The following is a 20182-nucleotide window of genomic DNA, read 5'->3' as shown; positions in this document are numbered from 1 at the left end:
GATAATCTGTTCGGTATCTGCTGTAAGCCACGCAGTCAAAGGTCTTGAAAGATTTGCTCAAAAAATGATCAATCTTGCCTGAATGCTGCTCGATCCTTGAAAATCCGGGCCTTGAGACGTTTATCCACAACCAGGTGGCAGAAAATTCATCGGTTGCTCACAAACTCTGTTGGTGTCTCTGTGGACAAGGTGTATGAACTCCGCTGCAGCCCAGTGAACATGAGGCCCTGGCCCATATGATCAAATAGTGATCAGTAGCCTGCCTGACATTTTTGCCAGTACGCAAATTTCCAACCAGCCATTACCGTGTCTGCAACTCTTTGCATTGTGGATAACTCATGGCAACACTTTTCGGCCCGCGTGCCTATTCGCCTTACGGCGCCATGAACGCAGCCCTCGCTCCTGGGCTGGCTTTTTGTGGACAGTATCGGGATCCATTGACTGGGAATTACCCGTTGGGAACCGGTCATCGCTTCTACAGCCCGACTCTGATGCGATTTCTGAGCCCTGATAGCCTCAGCCCATTTGGCCGCGGGGGCATCAATGTCTACGCATACTGTGGTGGTGAACCAGTCAACCGGCACGATCCGACAGGCCGGTTTTTCGAAACGGCGGCCCTGACTTTACGAGGCTTGGGGATGGCATCGAATGCACTGACCTTGGGGTACAACTTCCTGGGGCCTTCACCAACCAATCGTCTTGGGCTTAACGCTGCACGAACGAGTACATTCGGCTCACTCTTGAGCTTGGGAAGTGCTGCGGCGCAATTCGCAGGCGTGGAGAGTGCAATTTTTGGGGCGAATGTCGGTACGGCGATAAGTCTGGCGGCAACCGGTGCACGCGCTATCAACGCTGCGGTCGGCCCTGGTAGCAGTCCCTTGAGGCAGGTAAAGAAGAACTTCGATTTACTGGCAGGGGGAATGCCGGCTGAGGTTGCTGCGGAAATTGCACTGGAAAGCGTGCAGACCCCACCTCAGCGTGAACTGTCGGTGCGGCAATCTGGAATCAACCGTCCTGCTCCGGATGCATGGGGTTTTCAGGGCGATACGATGGGGGTTAGGCGACGACGGCATTCGAGGTGAATTGGAGGGGTCGTGTTTCAACCCCTCCACAGTTCAGTGCAATCGCTTACTGCGCCTGCACTTCCTTCAGATACGCCGCCGGCTCCGCCCCCAGGTTGTTCAGCAGACGCTGGCTGTACCAGTCAATGAAGTTGACCACGCCAAACTCGTAGGTCTTCGAGTACGGCCCTGGCTGGTAAGCGGTGGAGTTGATACCACGCTGGTTCTCTTCGGCCAGGCGACGGTCCTGGTCGTTGGTGGCGTCCCACACCTTGCGCATGCGCTCCGGGTCGTAATCGACACCTTCCACGGCATCCTTGTGCACCAGCCACTTGGTGGTGACCATGGTTTCCTGGGCGCTGATCGGCCACACGGTGAACACGATCATGTGGTCGCCCATGCAGTGGTTCCACGAGTGCGGCAGGTGCAGGATGCGCATCGAGCCGAGGTCCGGGTTCTTGATGCGGCCCATCAGCTTCTGGCAGGCCTGCTTGCCGTCCATGGTCATCGACACGGTGCCCTTGAGCAGCGGCATGCGCACGATGCGGTTACGCAGGCCGTGGCTCTTGTGCAGGTACGGGATCTTCTCGGCTTCCCAGGCGGCAGCGGAGGCGGCCACGTGGTCCTTGAATTCCTGGCTGGCGCGTGGGTCGTTGGTGTCGTCCCATTCCAGCAGGGTTTGCAGCAGCTCCGGGTGCGAACCGTTGCAGTGGTAGCACTCGCGGTTGTTTTCCAGCACCAGCTTCCAGTTGGCCTTTTCCATCAAGGTGGTTTGCACCGCCACCTTGGTGTTTTCCATGTCGTACGGTTCCATGTAGTGCTCGAGGGTAGCCAGGAACTCGTCGATGGCCGGCGGGTTTTCCGCCAGGCTGATGAAGATGTAGCCACCGGCGACCTTCACGTTCACCGGCTTCAGGCCGTATTGGTTCATGTCGAAGTCGGCACCCATTTCGGTACCGGCGAACAGCAGGCGACCGTCCAGTTCGTAGGTCCACTGGTGGTACGGGCAGACCAGCTTGGCCACCTTGCCCTTGTCGCTGACGCACAGACGCGAACCACGGTGGCGGCAGACGTTGTGGAAGGCATGCACTTTACCTTCGGCGCCACGCACCACGATGATCGGGTTCTTGCCGATCTGCAGGGTGATGTAGTTGCCCTTGGCCGGGATCTCGCAGGTCATGCCGGCGATCAGCCACTCCTTGTGGAAGATCTCCTGCATGTCGATCTGGAACAGACGCTCGTCGTTGTAGAAAGGCTGGGGCAGCGAGTAGGTGCGCTCGCGGGTCTGCAGCATCTCGGCGGTGGCCTTGCGTGCAGGTTCCAGTGGATCGCCCAGGCTCAGGGTTGCGGTGACGTCCATCGTGTATTCCTCGGGGCCGTGTGCGGCCGGCAAAAGGTGGCTAATCGTTGTTGTGGTGCCGCAAGGCTGCTCATCAAGAAACAGCATGTTCTTTTGCCGTGGAGTGTGCGTCCGAAGGCGCCATGAACCGTATCCATGGGCGACATGGCCGATTTGAATTACGACGCGCCAGCCCTTGCAGCACGGGGCTGGTCGCGATGAGCACGCCGATGTCGCTGGCAGGAATGTACGTCGTCTTCAGCTTGCGCATTATCCAAGCCATAAAAGGCCAATAGTCGGCTGCTGGAGATGAACATGTCCGATACCTTCCTCAATCCGGTCACTACCCAGACCTGGGCCAACGGCCGCCACATCGTGCGCTGCGTCAAGGTCATCCAGGAGACCTGGGACGTGCGCACGTTCTGCTTCATGGCCGACCAGCCGATCATGTTCTTCTTCAAGCCAGGGCAGTTCGTCACCCTTGAGCTGGAGATCGAAGGCAAGCCGGTGATGCGCTCCTACACCATCTCCAGTTCACCGTCGGTGCCCTACAGCTTCTCGATCACCGTCAAGCGTGTACCGGGCGGGCTGGTGTCCAACTTCCTCCACGACACCATGCACGAAGGCGCCGAGCTGCCGGTGCACGGCCCTGTGGGGCTGTTCAACGCCATCGACTTCCCGGCACAGAAGGTGCTGTACCTCTCGGGCGGTGTCGGTATCACCCCGGTCATGTCGATGGCGCGCTGGTTCTACGACACCAACGGCAATGTCGACATGGTATTCGTGCACAGCGCCCGTTCGCCGAAGGACATCATCTACCACCGCGAGCTGGAGCAGATGGCTTCGCGCATCCCCAACTTCAGCCTGCACATCATTTGCGAAAAGCATGGCCTGGGCGAGCCGTGGGCGGGTTACCGTGGCTACCTGAACCAGCGCCTGATGGAGCTGATCGCGCCGGACTACATGGACCGCGTGGTGTTCTGCTGTGGCCCGACACCCTACATGACTGCGGTCAAGCGCATGCTCGAAGCGGTCGGCTTCGACATGAAGAACTACCACGAGGAGTCGTTCGGTGCGACGCCGGCCGAAGCCAAGGCCGATGCGGTGGAGCACGCCGAGCAGGCAGCTGACGCGCCGGAGCTGGATGCGGCCGACCTCAATCTGGTGGAGTTCATCGGCAGCGAGAAGAGCATCCGCATCGCCCCGGGCGAGACCGTGCACGCGGCGGCGGCCAAAGTTGGCCTGATGATCCCGAAAGCCTGCGGCATGGGTATTTGCGGTACCTGCAAGGTGCTCAAGCTGGGCGGTGAAGTGGAGATGGAGCACAACGGCGGCATCACCGAAGAGGACGAAGCCGAGGGCTACATCCTGTCGTGCTGCAGCGTGCCGAAAGGGGATGTGCGGATCGATTACTGATCCGGGAATGCAGGGGGCTGCCTTGCAGCCCTTTCGTGACACAAGGCCGCTCCCACAAAGGCCCCGGTTACGCCGGTCAATGTGGGAGCGGCCTTGTGTCGCGATGGGCCGCAAAGCGGCCCCGGCTATCTGAAGTCAGGTGCGGAAGCGCGCCACCAACCCATTCAGATCCACAGCCAACCGCGACAACTCCGCACTCGCCGCACTGGTCTGATGCGCCCCGGTAGCACTCTGCACCGACAGGTCATTGATGTTCACCAGGTTGCGGTCCACTTCCCGCGCCACCTGCGCCTGCTCTTCCGCCGCACTGGCAATCACCAGGTTGCGCTCGTTGATCTGCGCCACCGCTCCGGCAATGGTGTCCAGCGCCATACCCGCGCCACGGGCAATATTAAGGGTGGACTCGGCGCGTTCGGTGCTGGTGCGCATCGATTCCACTGCCTCTTCCGTCCCCCCCTGAATACTGCCGATCATCCGCTCGATCTCACTGGTCGACTGCTGGGTACGATGAGCCAGCGCCCGTACCTCATCGGCCACTACGGCAAAACCACGGCCCGCCTCACCAGCGCGCGCTGCCTCGATCGCGGCATTGAGTGCCAGCAGGTTGGTCTGGTCGGCCAGGCCACGGATCACATCGAGTACCTTGCCGATATCACGCGACTGCTCAGCCAGGTGGGTGATCAGCGTGGCGGTGGCCTGCACGTCGCCGCTCATGCGTTCGATGGCGCCCACGGTTTCCATGACCAGGTCTCGGCCATCGCCGGCCGAGCGGCTGGCCTCGCTGGACGCTTCCGAAGTGCTCACTGCATTGCGCGCCACTTCTTCCACGGCACTGGTCATCTCGGTCACGGCGGTGGCTGCCTGCTCGATTTCGTTGTTCTGCTGCTGCAGGCCACGGGCGCTTTCGTCGGTGACGCTGTTGAGTTCTTCCGCCGCCGAGGCCAGCTGGGTGGCGGAGCCGGCAATCAGCTGCAGCGTGTCGCGCAGATTTTCCTGCATGCGGGCCATGGCCCGCAGCAGGCGGGCGGCTTCGTCGGTGCCTTCGGCGCGGATGATGTGGGTCAGGTCACCATCGGCGACTTGCTCGGCGCTCTTGAGTGCTTCTTCGATCGGTTTGACGATGCTGCGGGTCAGCAGGAAGGCGCAGAGCAAGGTCAGCACGGTGGCGGTGACCAGCAGGCTGATGACCAGGGTGAAGGCGGTGCTGTACTGGCTGGCAGCTGTCTGGTTGGTGGCGCGGGTCTGCTCGGTGTTGATGCGCACCAAGGTCTCCATGATCTTGTTGATCTGCTCGGAGTTGGCCAGCAGGTCGCGGTTGAGCAGGTCGCGCAGTTCGTCGAGGTTGCCGGCCTGGCTCAGGCTGCGCATGCGTGACTCCAGCTGGCGGTACTGGGTGAGCAGCTGGACGTACTGGTCGTACGCGGCCTGTTCGTCGGCGGCGCTGATCAGCGGCAGGTACGCCTGGCGGGCACGGTCGATCTCGAGGTTGCGCTGGTCCAGCAGGTTCAGGGTTTCCTGCTGGGTTTGCGGCTCGCGGTTCACCAGCAGGCGGTAGGAGAGGCTGCGCAGGCGCAGGTTCAGCGCACTGATCTCGTCGAGGACCTTGATGCTGGGCACGCTGATCTGCTCGATGACCAGACCGGCCTGGCGGATGTTGCCCATCTGCACCAGGGAGAAGATACCGAGGCCGAGCATCAGCAGGCCGATAAGGGCAAAGCCGAGCAACGCGCGCGGGGCGATATTCATGTTGCGTAATGACATGGTTTGGGCAGATCCAGGCTAGTGAAGGTGACGCACCCAGTGCGACGGAATATGACTCTCAGGGGTATCGGTCAGGTCGAGGCACGCTTGAGTGCGCTTGGCGAAAATTGTGCGACTGCTGTCGTTTCCTGACCGGCGGTTGACCCAGGTCGGAACAAGGGGGTAGTTCCTCTGTCAATCTGCGGGTTAGACACCTCGTGAATCCGATATTTAATGGCGATGGGCCGCACTTTTCTTTATCGTGTGCGCCCCTCGCAACAACCTGAGATAGACCCATGCTGGAAGCTTCCCTGAATCAAATCGAGCAACTGGTCAGCGACCTGATGCAGAAGAACGCTCAACTCACCGAGCAGAACACCGCCCTCGGCCAGGAACTGGCCCAGGCCAAGGAAGAGAACGAAACCCTGCAGCTGTCGCTGATGGAGCAGGAAGAGAAGAACGGCAGCACCGCCGCACGCCTGCAGGCGCTGCTCGAGCGCGCCAACGCCGGCGTCGTAGGCGCATGACACTGCGAGCGCAACCGATCAATGTCGTGTCGATCCTCGGCAACGACTATTCGATCAAGGCGCCTGAAGGCCAGGAAGCTACCCTGGCCCAGGCGGTGCAAATGCTCAACACGGCGCTGGCCCAGACCAAGCGTCAGTACCCGACCCTGATCGGCGACAAGCTGCTGGTGCTGGCCGCGCTGAACCTGTGTTCGCGACAGATCGAGTTGCAGGATGAGCACCGCAGGACGCTGGAGCGTACCCAGGCGCAGATTGACGCCACGGTGGACGCCATCGTGCGGACCATTGCCGAACAATAAGGCCCTGCACTGGCCCCTGTGGGAGCGGGTTCACCCGCGAGTGGCTTCACCATCGCATTCGCGGGTGAACCCGCTCCCACAGGGGCGGCGGATTGCTTCAGAGCACTGGATTAACTGGATACGCAAGTGTATACACTTTCCGCAAAACAATAATGTACGGGGAGTAGGGGCATGCGTATCTGGCGTAAGAGCATCCAGTGGCAGTTGATCACCAGCATGGGCGCCGCCTTGCTGGCGAGCATCCTGGTGGTGGTCATCATCTTCACGGTGGCGCTCAACCGCCTCACCGAACGCTACCTGGTCGATACCGCGTTGCCCGCCAGTATCGAGGCCATACGCAATGATATCGAACGCATGCTAGGCCAGCCGCTGGTGGCGGCGGCGGACATTGCCGGCAACACCCTGCTGCGCGACTGGCTTGCCGCCGGTGAAGACCCTGACCAAGCCGCTTCATTCATCGAGTACCTGGCCGCCGCCAAGCAGCGCAACCAGGCCTTCACCACTCTGTTCGTCTCGACCGAAACCGGCCATTACTACAGCGAGAATGGCCTGGACCGCACCCTAAGTCGCAGTAACCCGAAGGACAAATGGTTCTACGGCTACATCGACAGCGGCGCCGAGCGCCTGATCAATATCGACATCGACGGTGCCACGGGTGAGTTGGCGCTGTTCATCGACTATCGCGTGGAAAAGAATGGCCAACTGGTCGGCGTGGCCGGCATGGGCCTGCGCATGACCGAGCTGTCGAAGCTGATCCATGACTTCAACTTTGGCGAGCACGGCAAGGTGTTCCTGGTGCGTAACGATGGCCTGATCCAGGTTCACCCGGACGCTGCCTTCAGCGGCAAACGCCAGCTCACCGAACAGCTCGGCGCGGATGCGGCCAAGGCGCTGATGACCGGCGGCGAAGGCCTGCGCAGCAGCCGCTTCAGCCGTGATGGCGAAAGCTACCTGGCGCTCGGCCTGCCCCTGCGCGACCTCAACTGGACCTTGGTGGCCGAGGTGCCGGAGGGGGAGATCTACGCACAAATGCATCAGGCGGTATGGCTGACCAGCCTGATCGGTGGTGCCGTGGCGCTGGTGTCGCTGCTGCTGGTGGTGGTGCTGGCGCGTGGCCTGGTGCGGCCGATCCGGCGCGTCACTGCGGCGTTGGTGCAGATCGGCAGTGGCGCGGGTGACCTCAGCCACCGGCTGGACGATTCACGTCAGGACGAACTGGGCGACCTGGCGCGTGGCTTCAACCGCTTCCTCGACAGCCAGCGCCGGCTGATCGGCGAGGTACTGCACACCTCCGAGCGGCTGCACCAGGCGGTCGAGCAGGTGACGCAGGTGGTGGACAACACCGCCGAGCGTTCCGGGCGTCAGCAGGAAATGACCGAAATGGTCGCCACTGCCGTGCACGAAATGGGCTTGACCGTGCAGGACATTGCCCGCAACGCCGGCGATGCGGCGCAGGCCTCGCAGTCGGCGCGGGATGAAGCGTTGCAGGCGCGTGAGGTGGTGCAACGCTCGATTCGGGGTATCGAGGGTATGTCGGGTGATATCGGCAAGGCGGCCGATGCGGTCAGCCAGTTGGCCGACGAAGTAGCCTCGATCGATGAAGTTCTCGCGGTAATCCGTAGCATTTCCGAGCAGACCAACCTGCTGGCGCTGAATGCCGCCATCGAGGCGGCCAGGGCGGGGGAGATGGGCCGCGGGTTTGCCGTGGTGGCTGATGAGGTGCGTACGTTGGCCCGGCGCACGCAGCTGTCCACCGACGAAGTGCAGCAGATGATCCAGCGCCTGAAACAGGGCGCAGGTTCGGCGGTGAGTTCGATGCAGGCGGGGCAGCAGGCAACCGGTACCGGGGTGGAGTCGAGCCAGCGCACCGGGGCGTCATTGGGGGCGATCACTGACCAGGTGGAGCACATCAGCGACATGAACCATCAGGTGGCCACGGCGACCGAGGAGCAGTCGGCGGTGACCGAGGAGATCAACCGTACGGTGCAGGGGATTTCCGACCTGGCGCGGGAGACGGCGGCAGAGGTGCGGGGATGCCGCGAGGAATGCCAGGCGTTGCGTGGCTTGGCGGATGACCTGGCGCGGCAGATGGGTGGGTTCAGGCTTTAGATCAGTGTTGGCTTCTTCGCGGGTAAACCCGCTCCCACAGGTTCATCACAGGCCTTGAAACCTGCGCGATCCCTGTGGGAGCGGGTTTACCCGCGAATGCGGCCTGTCAGGCGCCGATGATGCTGCAGATATCCGCCGCCAGCTCGCGCACCCGTTCTTCCTCGGTATCCCACGAGCACATGAACCGCGCCCCGCCGCTTCCAATGAAGGTATAGAAGCGCCAGCCCCTGCCGCGCAGTGCTTCGATGGCGTGCTCCGGCATCTGCAGGAACACCCCGTTGGCCTCCACCGGGAACATCAGTTCCACCCCCGGCAAGTCACTCACCAGCGAGGCGAGCAACTGCGCGCAATGGTTGGCGTGATTGCCATGACGCAGCCAGGCGCCATCTTCCAGCAGGCCCACCCAAGGCGCCGACAAGAAACGCATCTTCGACGCCAGTTGCCCGGCCTGCTTGCAGCGGTAGTCGAAGTCCTCGGCCAGTTGGCGGTTGAAGAACAGGATCGCCTCGCCCACCGCCATGCCGTTCTTGGTGCCGCCAAAGCACAGCACATCGACGCCGGCCTTCCAGGTCAGCTCGGCCGGGCTGCAGCCCAGGAACGAGCAGGCATTGCTAAAGCGTGCGCCGTCCATGTGCAGGTTAAGGCCCAGCTCCTTGCAGGTGGCGCTGATCGCCTTCAGCTCGTCGGGGCGATAGACGGTGCCTACCTCGGTGGCCTGGGTAATGGTCACGACCCGTGGCTTGGGGTAGTGGATGTCCTGGCGCTTCAGCGCCACTTCGCGGATCGACTGCGGCGTCAGCTTGCCGTTGACGCTGGGCGCAGTCAGCAGCTTGGAACCGTTGGAGAAAAACTCTGGCGCACCGCATTCGTCGGTTTCGACGTGGGCGGTCTCGGAGCAGATCACGCTGTGGTAGCTCTGGCACAGCGAGGCCAGGGCCAGGGAGTTGGCGGCGGTGCCGTTGAAGGCGAAGAACACCTCGCAGTCGGTTTCGAACAGGTTGCGGAAGTATTGCGCGGCGCGTTCGGTCCACTGGTCGTCGCCGTAGGCGCGGTCGTGGCCGTGGTTGGCCTTCTCCATGGCCGCCCAGGCTTCGGGGCAGATACCGGAATAGTTGTCGCTGGCGAATTGTTGGCTCTTATCTGTCATGACACTGTCCTGTGAACGACGCAGAGCAGCACTCTAAACCATCGATTCAGCAGTTGCCTATACAAGCGGTGCAGCGTTTGATTTCGGCATTGCCTGTACTGGCCTCTTCGCGGCTAAAGCCGCTCCCACAGGGATATTGCAAGCATTGAAGCACCGCCGTACCTGTGGGAGCGGGTTCACCCGCGAAAGGGCCGGCACGGGCGACACAAAAGCGAATGTCGTAAACGCGCCATTGCAAGGCGTGCGCAGGCATCTGACCTGCCCCGGCCAGTCATAACATCGCCACAAAGGGCCGCAGTGCCCCACGACAAAAAACGATCGCTGCCGGGAGATACACGATGTTCAGCAAGCAAGACCAGATCCAGGGTTACGACGATGCACTGCTGGCGGCGATGAATGCCGAAGAACAGCGCCAGGAAGACCACATCGAGCTGATCGCCTCGGAAAACTACACCTCCAAGCGCGTGATGCAGGCCCAAGGCAGCGGCCTGACCAACAAGTACGCCGAAGGCTACCCGGGCAAGCGCTACTACGGAGGCTGCGAGCACGTGGACAAGGTGGAAGCCCTGGCCATCGAACGCGCCAAGCAGCTGTTCGGTGCCGACTACGCCAACGTCCAGCCGCACTCCGGCTCCTCGGCCAACGGTGCCGTCTACCTGGCCCTGCTGCAGGCCGGTGACACCATCCTCGGCATGAGCCTGGCCCACGGCGGCCACCTGACCCACGGCGCCAAGGTGTCGTCCTCGGGCAAGCTGTACAACGCTGTGCAATACGGCATCGACACCACCACCGGCCTGATCGACTACGACGAAGTCGAGCGCCTGGCTGTCGAGCACAAGCCGAAAATGATCGTTGCCGGCTTCTCGGCCTACTCCAAGACCCTCGACTTCCCGCGCTTCCGCGCCATCGCCGACAAGGTCGGTGCGCTGCTGTTCGTCGACATGGCCCACGTAGCCGGCCTGGTTGCCGCTGGCCTGTACCCGAACCCGATCCCGTTCGCCGACGTAGTCACCACTACCACCCACAAGACCCTGCGCGGTCCGCGTGGTGGCCTGATCCTGGCCAAGGCCAACGAAGAGATCGAGAAGAAGCTCAACGCCGCCGTATTCCCGGGCGCCCAGGGTGGCCCGCTGATGCACGTGATCGCCGCCAAGGCCGTGTGCTTCAAGGAAGCGCTGGAACCTGAGTTCAAGAGCTACCAGAAGCAAGTCATCGAAAACGCCCAGGCCATGGCCCAGGTGTTCATCGACCGTGGCTATGACGTGGTCTCCGGCGGTACCGACAACCACCTGTTCCTGGTCAGCCTGATTCGCCAGGGCCTGACCGGTAAGGATGCCGACGCAGCCCTGGGCCGCGCGCACATCACCGTCAACAAGAACGCCGTGCCGAACGACCCGCAGTCGCCGTTCGTCACCTCGGGCCTGCGCATCGGCACCCCGGCCGTCACCACCCGTGGCTTCAAGGTCGCGCAATGTGTAGCCCTGGCCGGCTGGATCTGCGACATCCTCGACAACCTCGGTGACGCAGACGTCGAAGCCGATGTGGCGAAGAACGTCGCGGCCCTGTGCGCAGATTTCCCTGTTTACCGCTGAGTGGAGCCACACACCATGCAACGTTACTCGGGCTTCGGCCTTTTCAAGCACTCCCTCAGCCACCACGAGAACTGGCAGCGCATGTGGCGCACGCCAACCCCTAAAAAGGTCTACGACGTGGTTATCGTCGGCGGTGGCGGCCATGGCCTGGCCACGGCCTACTACCTGGCCAAAGAACACGGCATCACCAACGTTGCCGTGATCGAGAAGGGCTACCTGGGCGGCGGCAACACCGCCCGTAACACCACCATCGTGCGTTCCAACTACCTGTGGGATGAGTCGGCGCACCTGTACGAGCACGCCATGAAGCTGTGGGAGGGCCTATCCCAGGACCTCAACTACAACGTGATGTTCTCCCAGCGCGGCGTGTACAACCTGTGCCACACCCTGCAGGACATGCGTGACTCCGAGCGCCGCGTCAGCGCCAACCGCCTGAACGGCGTGGATGGCGAGCTGCTCAATACTGCCCAGGTCGCGGCCGAGATCCCGTACCTGGACTGCTCGAAGAACACCCGCTACCCGATCCTCGGTGCCACCGTGCAGCGCCGTGGCGGCGTGGCCCGTCACGACGCCGTGGCCTGGGGCTTCGCCCGTGCCGCTGACGCCTTGGGCGTGGACCTGATCCAGCAGACCGAAGTGATCGGTTTCCGCAAGGAAAACGGCGCGGTCATCGGCGTGGAAACCAACAAAGGCTTCATCGGCGCCAAGCGCGTCGGCGTGGTCACTGCCGGTAACTCCGGGCACATGGCCAGGCTGGCCGGCTTCCGCCTGCCGCTGGAGTCGCACCCGCTGCAAGCACTGGTATCCGAACCGATCAAGCCGATCATCGACAGCGTGATCATGTCCAACGCCGTACACGGCTACATCAGCCAGTCCGACAAGGGCGACCTGGTTATCGGTGCCGGTATCGACGGCTGGGTTGGCTACGGCCAGCGCGGTTCGTACCCGGTGATCGAGCACACCCTGCAGGCCATCGTCGAGATGTTCCCCAACCTCTCGCGCGTGCGCATGAACCGTCAGTGGGGCGGTATCGTCGATACCTCGCCGGACGCCTGCCCGATCATCACCAAGACCCCGGTCAAGAACATGTTCTTCAACTGCGGTTGGGGTACTGGCGGCTTCAAGGCGACCCCGGGTTCGGGCAACGTCTTCGCCGCGAGCCTGGCCAAGGGCGAAATGCACCCACTGGCCGCGCCGTTCTCCATGGACCGTTTCTACAGCGGCGCACTGATCGACGAACACGGCGCTGCCGCCGTCGCCCACTAACCGGAGACACCGTCATGTTGCATATTTTCTGTCCCCACTGCGGCGAGCTGCGCTCCGAAGAAGAGTTCCACGCCTCTGGCCAGGCGCACATCGCCCGCCCGCTGGACCCTAACGCCTGCTCCGACGAGGAGTGGGGTACCTACATGTTCTACCGTGACAACCCACGCGGTATTCACCACGAACTGTGGGACCACGTTGCCGGCTGCCGCCAGTACTTCAACGTCACCCGTGACACCGTGACCTACGAAATTCTGGAAACCTACAAGATTGGCGAGAAGCCGCAAGTGACCGCCAGCGGCAAGCAAAGCAGCGCTGCGTCGACCGTCAAAGGCCAAGGGGAAAAAGTATGAGCCAGACCTATCGCCTCGCCAGCGGCGGCCGTATCGACCGCAGCAAGGTCCTGAACTTCAGCTTCAACGGCAAGACCTACCAGGGTTATGCCGGTGACAGCCTGGCCGCCGCGTTGCTGGCCAACGGCGTCGACATCGTCGGCCGCAGCTTCAAGTATTCGCGTCCACGCGGCATCATCGCCGCCGGTACCGAAGAGCCGAACGCCATCCTGCAGATCGGCTCCAGCGAAGCCACCCAGATCCCCAACGTGCGTGCCACCCAGCAGGCGCTGTACGCAGGTCTGGTAGCCACCAGCACCAACGGCTGGCCGAACGTCAACAACGACGTCATGGGCATCCTTGGCAAGGTGGGCGGCAGCATGATGCCGCCGGGCTTCTACTACAAAACCTTCATGTACCCGAAATCGTTCTGGATGACTTACGAGAAGTACATCCGCAAAGCCGCCGGCCTTGGCCGCGCGCCGCTGCAGAACGACCCGGACAGCTACGACTACATGAACCAGCACTGCGACGTGCTGATCGTCGGCGCCGGCCCTGCGGGCCTGGCCGCCGCACTGGCCGCTGCCCGCAGCGGTGCCCGCGTGATCCTGGCTGACGAGCAGGAAGAGTTCGGCGGCAGCCTGCTCGACACCCGCGAAACCCTCGACGGCAAGCCTGCTACCGATTGGGTCAACGCCGTGGTCAAGGAGCTGGAAAGCCTGCCGGAAGTGACCCTGCTGCCACGTGCCACGGTCAACGGCTACCACGACCATAACTTCCTGACCATCCACGAGCGCCTCACCGACCACCTCGGCGACCGCGCCCCGATCGGCCAGGTTCGCCACCGCGTGCACCGCGTGCGTGCCAAGCGCGTAGTGCTGGCTGCCGGCGCTCACGAGCGCCCGCTGGTGTATGGCAACAACGACGTGCCGGGCAACATGCTGGCTGGTGCCGTGTCCACCTACGTACGCCGTTACGGCGTGGCCCCGGGCCGCAAGCTGGTGCTGTCGACCAACAACGACCACGCCTACCGCGCCGCGCTGGACTGGCACGACGCCGGCCTGCAAGTGGTCGCCATCGCCGACGCCCGTCACAACCCGCGTGGCTCGCTGGTTGAAGAAGCGCGTGCCAAAGGCATCCGCATCCTCACCTCCAGCGCCGTGATCGAGGCCAAGGGCAGCAAGCATGTTACCGGCGCCCGTGTGGCCGCCATCGACGTGCAGGCACACAAGGTCACCAGCCCTGGCGAAACCCTCGAGTGCGACCTGATCGCCACCTCCGGCGGTTACAGCCCGATCGTGCACCTGGCTTCGCACCTGGGCGGTCGCCCGGTATGGCGTGAAGACATCCTCGGCTTCGTGCCGGGCGATGCTCCGCAGAAACGCGAATGCGTGGGTGGCATCAACGGCGTCTACGCCCTGGGCGACGTGATCGCCGATGGCTTCGAGGGCGGCGTTCGCGCAGCCACCGAAGCAGGCTTCAAGGCCACCGTTGGCAGCCTGCCGAAAACCGTTGCACGCAAGGAAGAGGCCACTGTGGCGCTGTTCCAGGTGCCGCACGACAAAGGCACTGCCCGTGCACCCAAGCAGTTCGTTGACCAGCAGAACGACGTCACCGCAGCCGCCATCGAACTGGCCACCCGCGAAGGCTTTGAGTCGGTCGAGCACGTGAAACGCTACACCGCGCTGGGCTTCGGTACCGACCAGGGCAAACTGGGCAACATCAACGGCCTGGCCATTGCCGCCCGTTCGATCGGCATCACCATCCCGGAAATGGGCACCACCATGTTCCGTCCCAACTACACGCCGGTTACCTTCGGCGCGGTAGCGGGCCGTCACTGTGGTCACCTGTTCGAGCCCGTACGCTTCACCGCCCTGCATGCCTGGCACGTGAAGAACGGCGCCGAGTTCGAAGATGTCGGCCAGTGGAAGCGCCCATGGTACTTCCCGAAAGCCGGTGAAGACATCCACGCCGCCGTGGCCCGTGAATGCAAGGCCGTGCGCGACAGCGTGGGCCTGCTGGACGCCTCGACCCTGGGCAAGATCGACATCCAGGGCCCGGACGCGCGTGAGTTCCTCAACCGCATCTACACCAACGCCTGGACCAAGCTCGACGTGGGCAAGGCCCGCTATGGCCTGATGTGCAAGGAAGACGGCATGGTCTTCGACGACGGCGTAACCGCCTGCGTCGGCGACAACCACTTCATCATGACCACCACCACTGGTGGCGCCGCCCGCGTGCTGCAGTGGATGGAGCTGTACCACCAGACCGAATGGCCGGAACTGAAGGTGTACTTCACCTCGGTCACCGACCACTGGGCCACCATGACCCTGTCCGGCCCGAACAGCCGCAAGCTGCTCAGCGAGCTGACCGACATCGACATGGACAAGGAAGCCTTCCCGTTCATGACCTGGAAAGAAGGCAACGTCGGCGGCGTACCGGCCCGGGTGTTCCGAATCTCGTTCACCGGCGAGCTGTCGTACGAAGTCAACGTACAGGCCAACTACGCCATGGGCGTGCTGGAACAGATCATCGAGGCAGGCAAGAAGTACAACCTGACCCCGTACGGCACCGAGACCATGCACGTACTGCGTGCCGAGAAGGGCTTCATCATCGTTGGCCAGGACACTGACGGCTCGATGACCCCGGATGACCTGAACATGAGCTGGTGCGTGGGCCGCAACAAGCCGTATTCGTGGATCGGCCTGCGTGGCATGAACCGCGAAGACTGCGTGCGCGAAAACCGCAAGCAGCTGGTGGGCCTGAAGCCGGTCGACCCGACCAAGTGGCTGCCGGAAGGCGCCCAGCTGGTGTTCGACCCGAAACAGCCGATCCCGATGGACATGGTTGGCCACGTCACCTCCAGCTACGCGTCCAACTCCCTGGGCTACTCGTTCGCGATGGGTGTGGTCAAAGGCGGCCTCAAGCGCATGGGCGAGCGCGTGTACTCGCCACAGGCGGATGGCAGCGTGATCGAGGCGGAGATCGTGTCTTCGGTGTTCTTCGATCCGAAGGGTGAGCGGCAGAACGTTTGAGGCTTCACCGGTAGCTCTGATTGGAATGCGACCTCTGTGGGAGCGGGTTCACCCGCGAATGCGATGGTGAATTCACCGCCCTCTTCGCGGGTAAACCCGCTCCCACACTGGGTCTCCTCAGTCTGTGACTACAGGTTCTACCTCAGGTCTTCGCGATCAACAGAATTCAAGGCAGGTAAGAAATGAGCGCTATCAACGTCTTCCAGCAAAACCCCGGCGCCGAGGCCAAGGCCCAGTCGCCACTGCACCACGCCGACCTGGCCAGCCTGGTTGGCAAAGGCCGCAAGAACGCAGGCGTGACCCTGCGTGAACGCAAGTTCCTCGGCCACCTGACCCTCCGTGGTGACGGCCACGACCCGGAATTTGCCGCCGGCGTGCACAAGGCCCTGGGCCTGGAGCTGCCAGTGGCCCTGACCGTGGTCGCCAACAACGAAATGTCGCTGCAATGGATGGGGCCGGACGAGTGGCTGCTGATCGTCCCGGGGGGCCAGGAGTTTGCCGTCGAGCAGAAGCTGCGCGCGGCCCTCGAAGGCCAGCACATCCAGGTGGTCAATGTCAGCGGCGGGCAGAGCCTGCTGGAGCTGCGCGGCCCGAACGTGCGCGAAGTGCTGATGAAGTCCACCAGCTATGATGTTCACCCGAACAACTTCCCGGTGGGCAAGGCTGTCGGCACCGTGTTCGCCAAGTCGCAACTGGTGATCCGCCGTACCGCCGAAGACACCTGGGAGCTGGTGATTCGCCGCAGCTTCGCCGACTACTGGTGGCTGTGGCTGCAGGACGCTTCGGCCGAGTACGGCCTGAGCATCGAGGCTTAAGGAGAGCGAACATGAGTCGGGCACCGGATACCTGGATTCTCACCGCCGACTGCCCGAGCATGCTCGGCACCGTCGACGTGGTGACGCGTTACCTCTTCGAGCAGCGCTGCTACGTGACGGAGCACCACTCCTTCGATGACCGGCTGTCGGGGCGCTTCTTCATTCGCGTGGAGTTCCGCCAGCCGGACGATTTCGACGAGGCAGGCTTCCGTGCCGGCCTCGCCGAGCGCAGCGATGCGTTCGGCATGGCTTTCGAGCTGACTGCACCGAATCACCGGCCCAAGGTGGTGATCATGGTGTCCAAGGCCGACCACTGCCTGAACGACCTGCTGTATCGCCAGCGCATCGGTCAGTTGGCCATGGACGTGGTCGCGGTGGTGTCCAACCACCCTGATCTGGAGCCCCTGGCGCACTGGCACAAGATCCCTTACTACCACTTCGCCCTCGACCCCAAGGACAAGGCTGGGCAAGAGCGCAAGGTACTGCAGGTGATCGAGGAAACCGGCGCCGAGCTGGTGATTCTTGCGCGTTATATGCAGGTGCTGTCGCCCGAGTTGTGCCGGCGCCTGGATGGCTGGGCGATCAACATTCACCACTCGTTGCTACCAGGGTTCAAGGGCGCCAAGCCGTACCACCAGGCGTACAACAAGGGCGTGAAGATGGTCGGTGCCACGGCGCACTACATCAACAACGACCTCGACGAAGGGCCGATCATTGCCCAGGGTGTCGAGGTGGTGGACCACAGCCATTACCCCGAAGATCTGATTGCCAAAGGGAGGGACATCGAATGCCTGACCTTGGCGCGAGCGGTGGGGTATCACATCGAGCGGCGGGTGTTCCTCAACGCCAACCGGACGGTCGTTCTCTAGCGCCTGTTCCGGCCTCTTCGCGGGCGCGCCCGCTCCCACAGGTAAAGTGACCGTCCTGAAGGTTACGCAATACCTGTGGGAGCGGGCGTGCCCGCGAATGGCCCCACCATTTTTCCCTTGCCGCTAAAAGGCATCTCCCTGTCGCTCCCAGTCAGTGCATCCCGCCCCATCAGGCCCACAATTCCCCTCATTCCAGAAACACATGCCGCCCACGGATGGCGGCGCGTTCAACCACCGCTGCATAAATATAAATCAAGCGAGGTAAGAGCATGTCTGGCAATCGTGGAGTGGTATATCTCGGCGCCGGCAAGGTCGAGGTGCAGAAGATCGACTACCCGAAAATGCAGGACCCACGCGGCAAGAAGATCGAGCACGGCGTGATCCTGAAGGTGGTCTCCACCAACATCTGCGGCTCCGACCAGCACATGGTCCGCGGCCGCACCACTGCCCAGGTCGGCCTGGTCCTGGGCCACGAAATCACCGGTGAAATCGTCGAAAAAGGCCGCGATGTCGAGCGCATGCAGATCGGCGACCTGGTCTCGGTACCCTTCAACGTCGCTTGTGGCCGTTGCCGCTCCTGCAAAGAGATGCACACCGGTGTCTGCCTCACCGTCAACCCGGCCCGCGCCGGCGGTGCCTACGGCTACGTCGACATGGGCGACTGGACCGGTGGCCAGGCCGAATACGTGCTGGTGCCGTACGCCGACTTCAACCTGCTGAAACTGCCTGAGCGCGACAAGGCCATGGAGAAGATCCGTGACCTGACCTGCCTGTCCGACATCCTGCCGACCGGCTACCACGGTGCCGTGACTGCCGGTGTCGGCCCGGGCAGCACCGTCTACGTCGCCGGTGCCGGCCCGGTTGGCCTGGCCGCCGCTGCTTCGGCGCGCCTGCTGGGCGCTGCCTGCGTGATCGTTGGCGACCTCAACCAGGCCCGCCTGGCCCACGCCAAGTCCCAGGGCTTCGAAGTGGTCGACCTGTCCAAGGACACCCCGCTGCATGAGCAGATCGTCGACATCCTCGGCGAGCCGGAAGTGGATTGCGCCATCGACGCCGTAGGCTTCGAGGCCCGCGGCCATGGCCACGAAGGGGCCAAGCATGAAGCGCCGGCCACCGTGCTGAACTCTCTGATGCAGGTTACCCGCGTTGCCGGCAACATCGGTATCCCGGGCCTGTACGTGACCGAAGACCCGGGCGCGGTGGATGCTGCCGCCAAGATCGGCGCGCTGAGCATCCGCTTCGGCCTGGGCTGGGCCAAGTCGCACAGCTTCCACACCGGCCAGACCCCGACCATGAAGTACAACCGCCAACTGATGCAGGCGATCATGTGGGATCGGATCAACATTGCCGAAGTGGTGGGAGTGCAGGTGATCAACCTGGATCAGGCGCCGGAAGGGTATGGCGAGTTTGATGCGGGTGTGCCGAAGAAGTTTGTGATCGACCCGCACAAGATGTGGGGGGCGGCATAACAACCGACGTTTGACAAGAGCCCCTCGTATCGAGGGGCTTTTGCATGGTAGTCCGTGTCAGTTGTTTGGGTTGGCACTCTGGTGCCTGCGCACACCTTCCATTAATGATGAAAGGCTAGATGCACTTGGGGCATGGTTGGAAATGATGCTGGCTCGTGGTGCACTTGGATCATAGTTTGAAATGATACTGGCTCGTGGTGCACTTGGATCATAGTTGGAAATGATGCTAGCCCGAGGTGCGCTCGGATCATAGTTGGAAATAATGCTGCCTCGGGGCGCTGTGGGGGCTAGTGATGCCTTTTCGGCAGCCAATAATTCTAGCGCAGATTTAAGCTTTTCTGTTGTTCTCTCCGCCTTTTCGCCGATTAGTGAAAGTTCGGACTTTGCTTTATGAATGTCATCTGCCATATCATCTAAGTAAGTGCGGAACGCCTTGTGGCCAGTCGCTTTATATACTGTGTGTCGATTTTTTATGTATTCTGGAGCCTTGTGTTGGAGTGCTTCAAGATTCTGTATGTAGTTGGTTTTTCCCTGTGCTCTATCGTTTAGCTTTCCAAGCTTTCTTTCGTAGTGAGAAACATTTTGGGCCGGTGTGCGGTTCTTTCGCATCATGTGACCGGTAGGGTCAGTATAGTTAATTGGGTCCCCTGCACAGTAGGCATATGGGTTGATCCAGCCCTTGTCGAAAGGAGAAAGTATATCGGGGGAAAGAAAGCGCATAAGTATTGCCGAGTAGGCCCTGTAGCTGCCAAGAAGATATAATCCCGTTCGCTCTGCGCGCTCGCCATTGAAGCCCAATAGCGATCTGGACGAAGGTATAGTGGCTGCATTCCCATAAGGGGAGTAGCTATGTAGCTCTGGGGACGAGATGCCCTTTACGGCGGTCACGGATCCTTTAATGTCCACAGTCAGCAAATTGCAATATTCTGCGGAGTCCGATTGTCTCTCAGCAAGCGCAATCTGAATACCTCGGAAAATCGAGCAGTTCCGTTTGCCAGTTTTTACAGTGGTAATTTTTTGATTCTGATAGAAATGCTTTTCGCTACTCATGGCGCATTTTCCGATTCTCGAGAAAATTGTGTGCTGGACACGCTGACATTACCGAGTATCTGTTGGCTTGATCCGCGCCGCTACTGACAAAAATGCTAGGTCATTGCGTCAAGGCAGGC

Annotated in this window: 16 protein-coding genes and 2 pseudogenes; 13 read left to right on the top strand and 5 right to left on the bottom strand. The window is 62.0% G+C overall.

Annotated elements, in window-relative coordinates:
* The first annotated feature begins 338 nt into the window (after nucleotides 1-338).
* Nucleotides 339-1082 carry an RHS repeat-associated core domain-containing protein gene (locus tag M2S36_RS10155; RefSeq protein ID WP_325175964.1) on the top strand — a complete coding sequence of 248 codons (744 nt, stop codon included), beginning with the start codon at nucleotides 339-341 and terminating at the stop codon, nucleotides 1080-1082.
* 46 nt (nucleotides 1083-1128) lie between these two features.
* Here the strand turns inward: M2S36_RS10155 and gbcA are convergent, their stop codons facing one another.
* The gene (gene gbcA / locus M2S36_RS10150) at nucleotides 1129-2421 is read right to left on the bottom strand and encodes a glycine-betaine demethylase subunit GbcA (RefSeq protein WP_207837965.1); all 1293 of its coding nucleotides are present in this window, start codon (nucleotides 2419-2421) and stop codon (nucleotides 1129-1131) included.
* A gap of 294 nt (nucleotides 2422-2715) precedes the next feature.
* On the opposite strand from gbcA, the gene gbcB reads away from it, so the two are divergent.
* Nucleotides 2716-3816, top strand: a complete 1101-nt coding sequence (gene gbcB / locus M2S36_RS10145) for a glycine-betaine demethylase subunit GbcB (protein WP_063914511.1) — start codon at nucleotides 2716-2718, stop codon at nucleotides 3814-3816.
* A gap of 135 nt (nucleotides 3817-3951) precedes the next feature.
* Here the strand turns inward: gbcB and M2S36_RS25100 are convergent, their stop codons facing one another.
* Nucleotides 3952-4815 carry a methyl-accepting chemotaxis protein gene (locus M2S36_RS25100; RefSeq protein WP_416775031.1) on the bottom strand — a complete coding sequence of 288 codons (864 nt, stop codon included), beginning with the start codon at nucleotides 4813-4815 and terminating at the stop codon, nucleotides 3952-3954.
* A pseudogene (locus M2S36_RS25095) lies at nucleotides 4807-5562 on the bottom strand (MCP four helix bundle domain-containing protein); the annotation flags it as partial. The gene M2S36_RS25100 and the pseudogene M2S36_RS25095, both read right to left, overlap by 9 nt.
* A gap of 290 nt (nucleotides 5563-5852) precedes the next feature.
* Between M2S36_RS25095 and M2S36_RS10135 the strand changes: the two are divergent.
* From M2S36_RS10135 to M2S36_RS25085, 4 genes and pseudogenes are all read left to right on the top strand, one after another.
* Complete coding sequence (locus M2S36_RS10135; protein ID WP_025337390.1) at nucleotides 5853-6083, top strand: hypothetical protein; 231 nt, start codon at nucleotides 5853-5855, stop codon at nucleotides 6081-6083.
* Nucleotides 6080-6382 carry a cell division protein ZapA gene (locus M2S36_RS10130; protein WP_144170219.1) on the top strand — a complete coding sequence of 101 codons (303 nt, stop codon included), beginning with the start codon at nucleotides 6080-6082 and terminating at the stop codon, nucleotides 6380-6382. Before M2S36_RS10135 ends, M2S36_RS10130 begins: the two co-directional genes overlap by 4 nt.
* 171 nt (nucleotides 6383-6553) lie before the next feature.
* Nucleotides 6554-7627, top strand: a pseudogene (locus tag M2S36_RS25090) (HAMP domain-containing protein); the annotation flags it as partial.
* Nucleotides 7628-7753: 126 nt separating this feature from the next.
* Nucleotides 7754-8491, top strand: a complete 738-nt coding sequence (locus M2S36_RS25085) for a methyl-accepting chemotaxis protein (RefSeq protein ID WP_442969522.1) — start codon at nucleotides 7754-7756, stop codon at nucleotides 8489-8491.
* Between the two features lie 106 nt (nucleotides 8492-8597).
* On the opposite strand, the gene M2S36_RS10120 is transcribed toward M2S36_RS25085, so the two are convergent.
* Complete coding sequence (locus M2S36_RS10120) at nucleotides 8598-9638, bottom strand: threonine aldolase family protein (RefSeq protein ID WP_333957116.1); 1041 nt, start codon at nucleotides 9636-9638, stop codon at nucleotides 8598-8600.
* Between the two features lie 338 nt (nucleotides 9639-9976).
* Between M2S36_RS10120 and M2S36_RS10115 the strand changes: the two genes are divergently transcribed.
* From M2S36_RS10115 to fdhA, 7 genes are all read left to right on the top strand, one after another.
* On the top strand, nucleotides 9977-11230 hold the full coding sequence (locus M2S36_RS10115; protein ID WP_207837971.1) for a serine hydroxymethyltransferase: 1254 nt from the start codon (nucleotides 9977-9979) through the stop codon (nucleotides 11228-11230).
* Nucleotides 11231-11245: 15 nt separating this feature from the next.
* Complete coding sequence (locus M2S36_RS10110; protein WP_063914518.1) at nucleotides 11246-12496, top strand: sarcosine oxidase subunit beta family protein; 1251 nt, start codon at nucleotides 11246-11248, stop codon at nucleotides 12494-12496.
* A gap of 14 nt (nucleotides 12497-12510) precedes the next feature.
* Complete coding sequence (locus tag M2S36_RS10105) at nucleotides 12511-12846, top strand: sarcosine oxidase subunit delta (protein ID WP_039613194.1); 336 nt, start codon at nucleotides 12511-12513, stop codon at nucleotides 12844-12846.
* The gene (locus tag M2S36_RS10100) at nucleotides 12843-15860 is read left to right on the top strand and encodes a sarcosine oxidase subunit alpha (protein WP_063914519.1); all 3018 of its coding nucleotides are present in this window, start codon (nucleotides 12843-12845) and stop codon (nucleotides 15858-15860) included. The genes M2S36_RS10105 and M2S36_RS10100 overlap by 4 nt, the downstream gene beginning before the upstream one ends.
* A gap of 182 nt (nucleotides 15861-16042) precedes the next feature.
* Nucleotides 16043-16675 (top strand): sarcosine oxidase subunit gamma, encoded by a 633-nt coding sequence (locus M2S36_RS10095; RefSeq protein WP_015268660.1) that lies wholly within the window; start codon nucleotides 16043-16045, stop codon nucleotides 16673-16675.
* An 11-nt stretch (nucleotides 16676-16686) separates the two neighbouring features.
* A complete protein-coding gene (gene purU, locus M2S36_RS10090) occupies nucleotides 16687-17544 on the top strand; it encodes a formyltetrahydrofolate deformylase (protein ID WP_207837974.1) in 858 nt (285 codons plus the stop codon).
* Nucleotides 17545-17813: 269 nt separating this feature from the next.
* On the top strand, nucleotides 17814-19013 hold the full coding sequence (fdhA, locus tag M2S36_RS10085; RefSeq protein WP_039613198.1) for a formaldehyde dehydrogenase, glutathione-independent: 1200 nt from the start codon (nucleotides 17814-17816) through the stop codon (nucleotides 19011-19013).
* Nucleotides 19014-19070: 57 nt separating this feature from the next.
* On the opposite strand, the gene M2S36_RS10080 is transcribed toward fdhA, so the two are convergent.
* Nucleotides 19071-20063, bottom strand: coding sequence for an RHS repeat-associated core domain-containing protein (locus M2S36_RS10080; protein ID WP_333957113.1), 993 nt, complete (start codon nucleotides 20061-20063; stop codon nucleotides 19071-19073).
* Between the last annotated feature and the right edge of the window lie 119 nt (nucleotides 20064-20182).

The organism is Pseudomonas sp. SF2 (genome assembly GCF_036858055.1).
Classification (GTDB): Bacteria; Pseudomonadota; Gammaproteobacteria; order Pseudomonadales; family Pseudomonadaceae; genus Aquipseudomonas.
The sequence above is the reverse complement of the archived record's forward strand: the minus strand, read 5'-3'. Positions and strand labels throughout refer to the sequence as shown.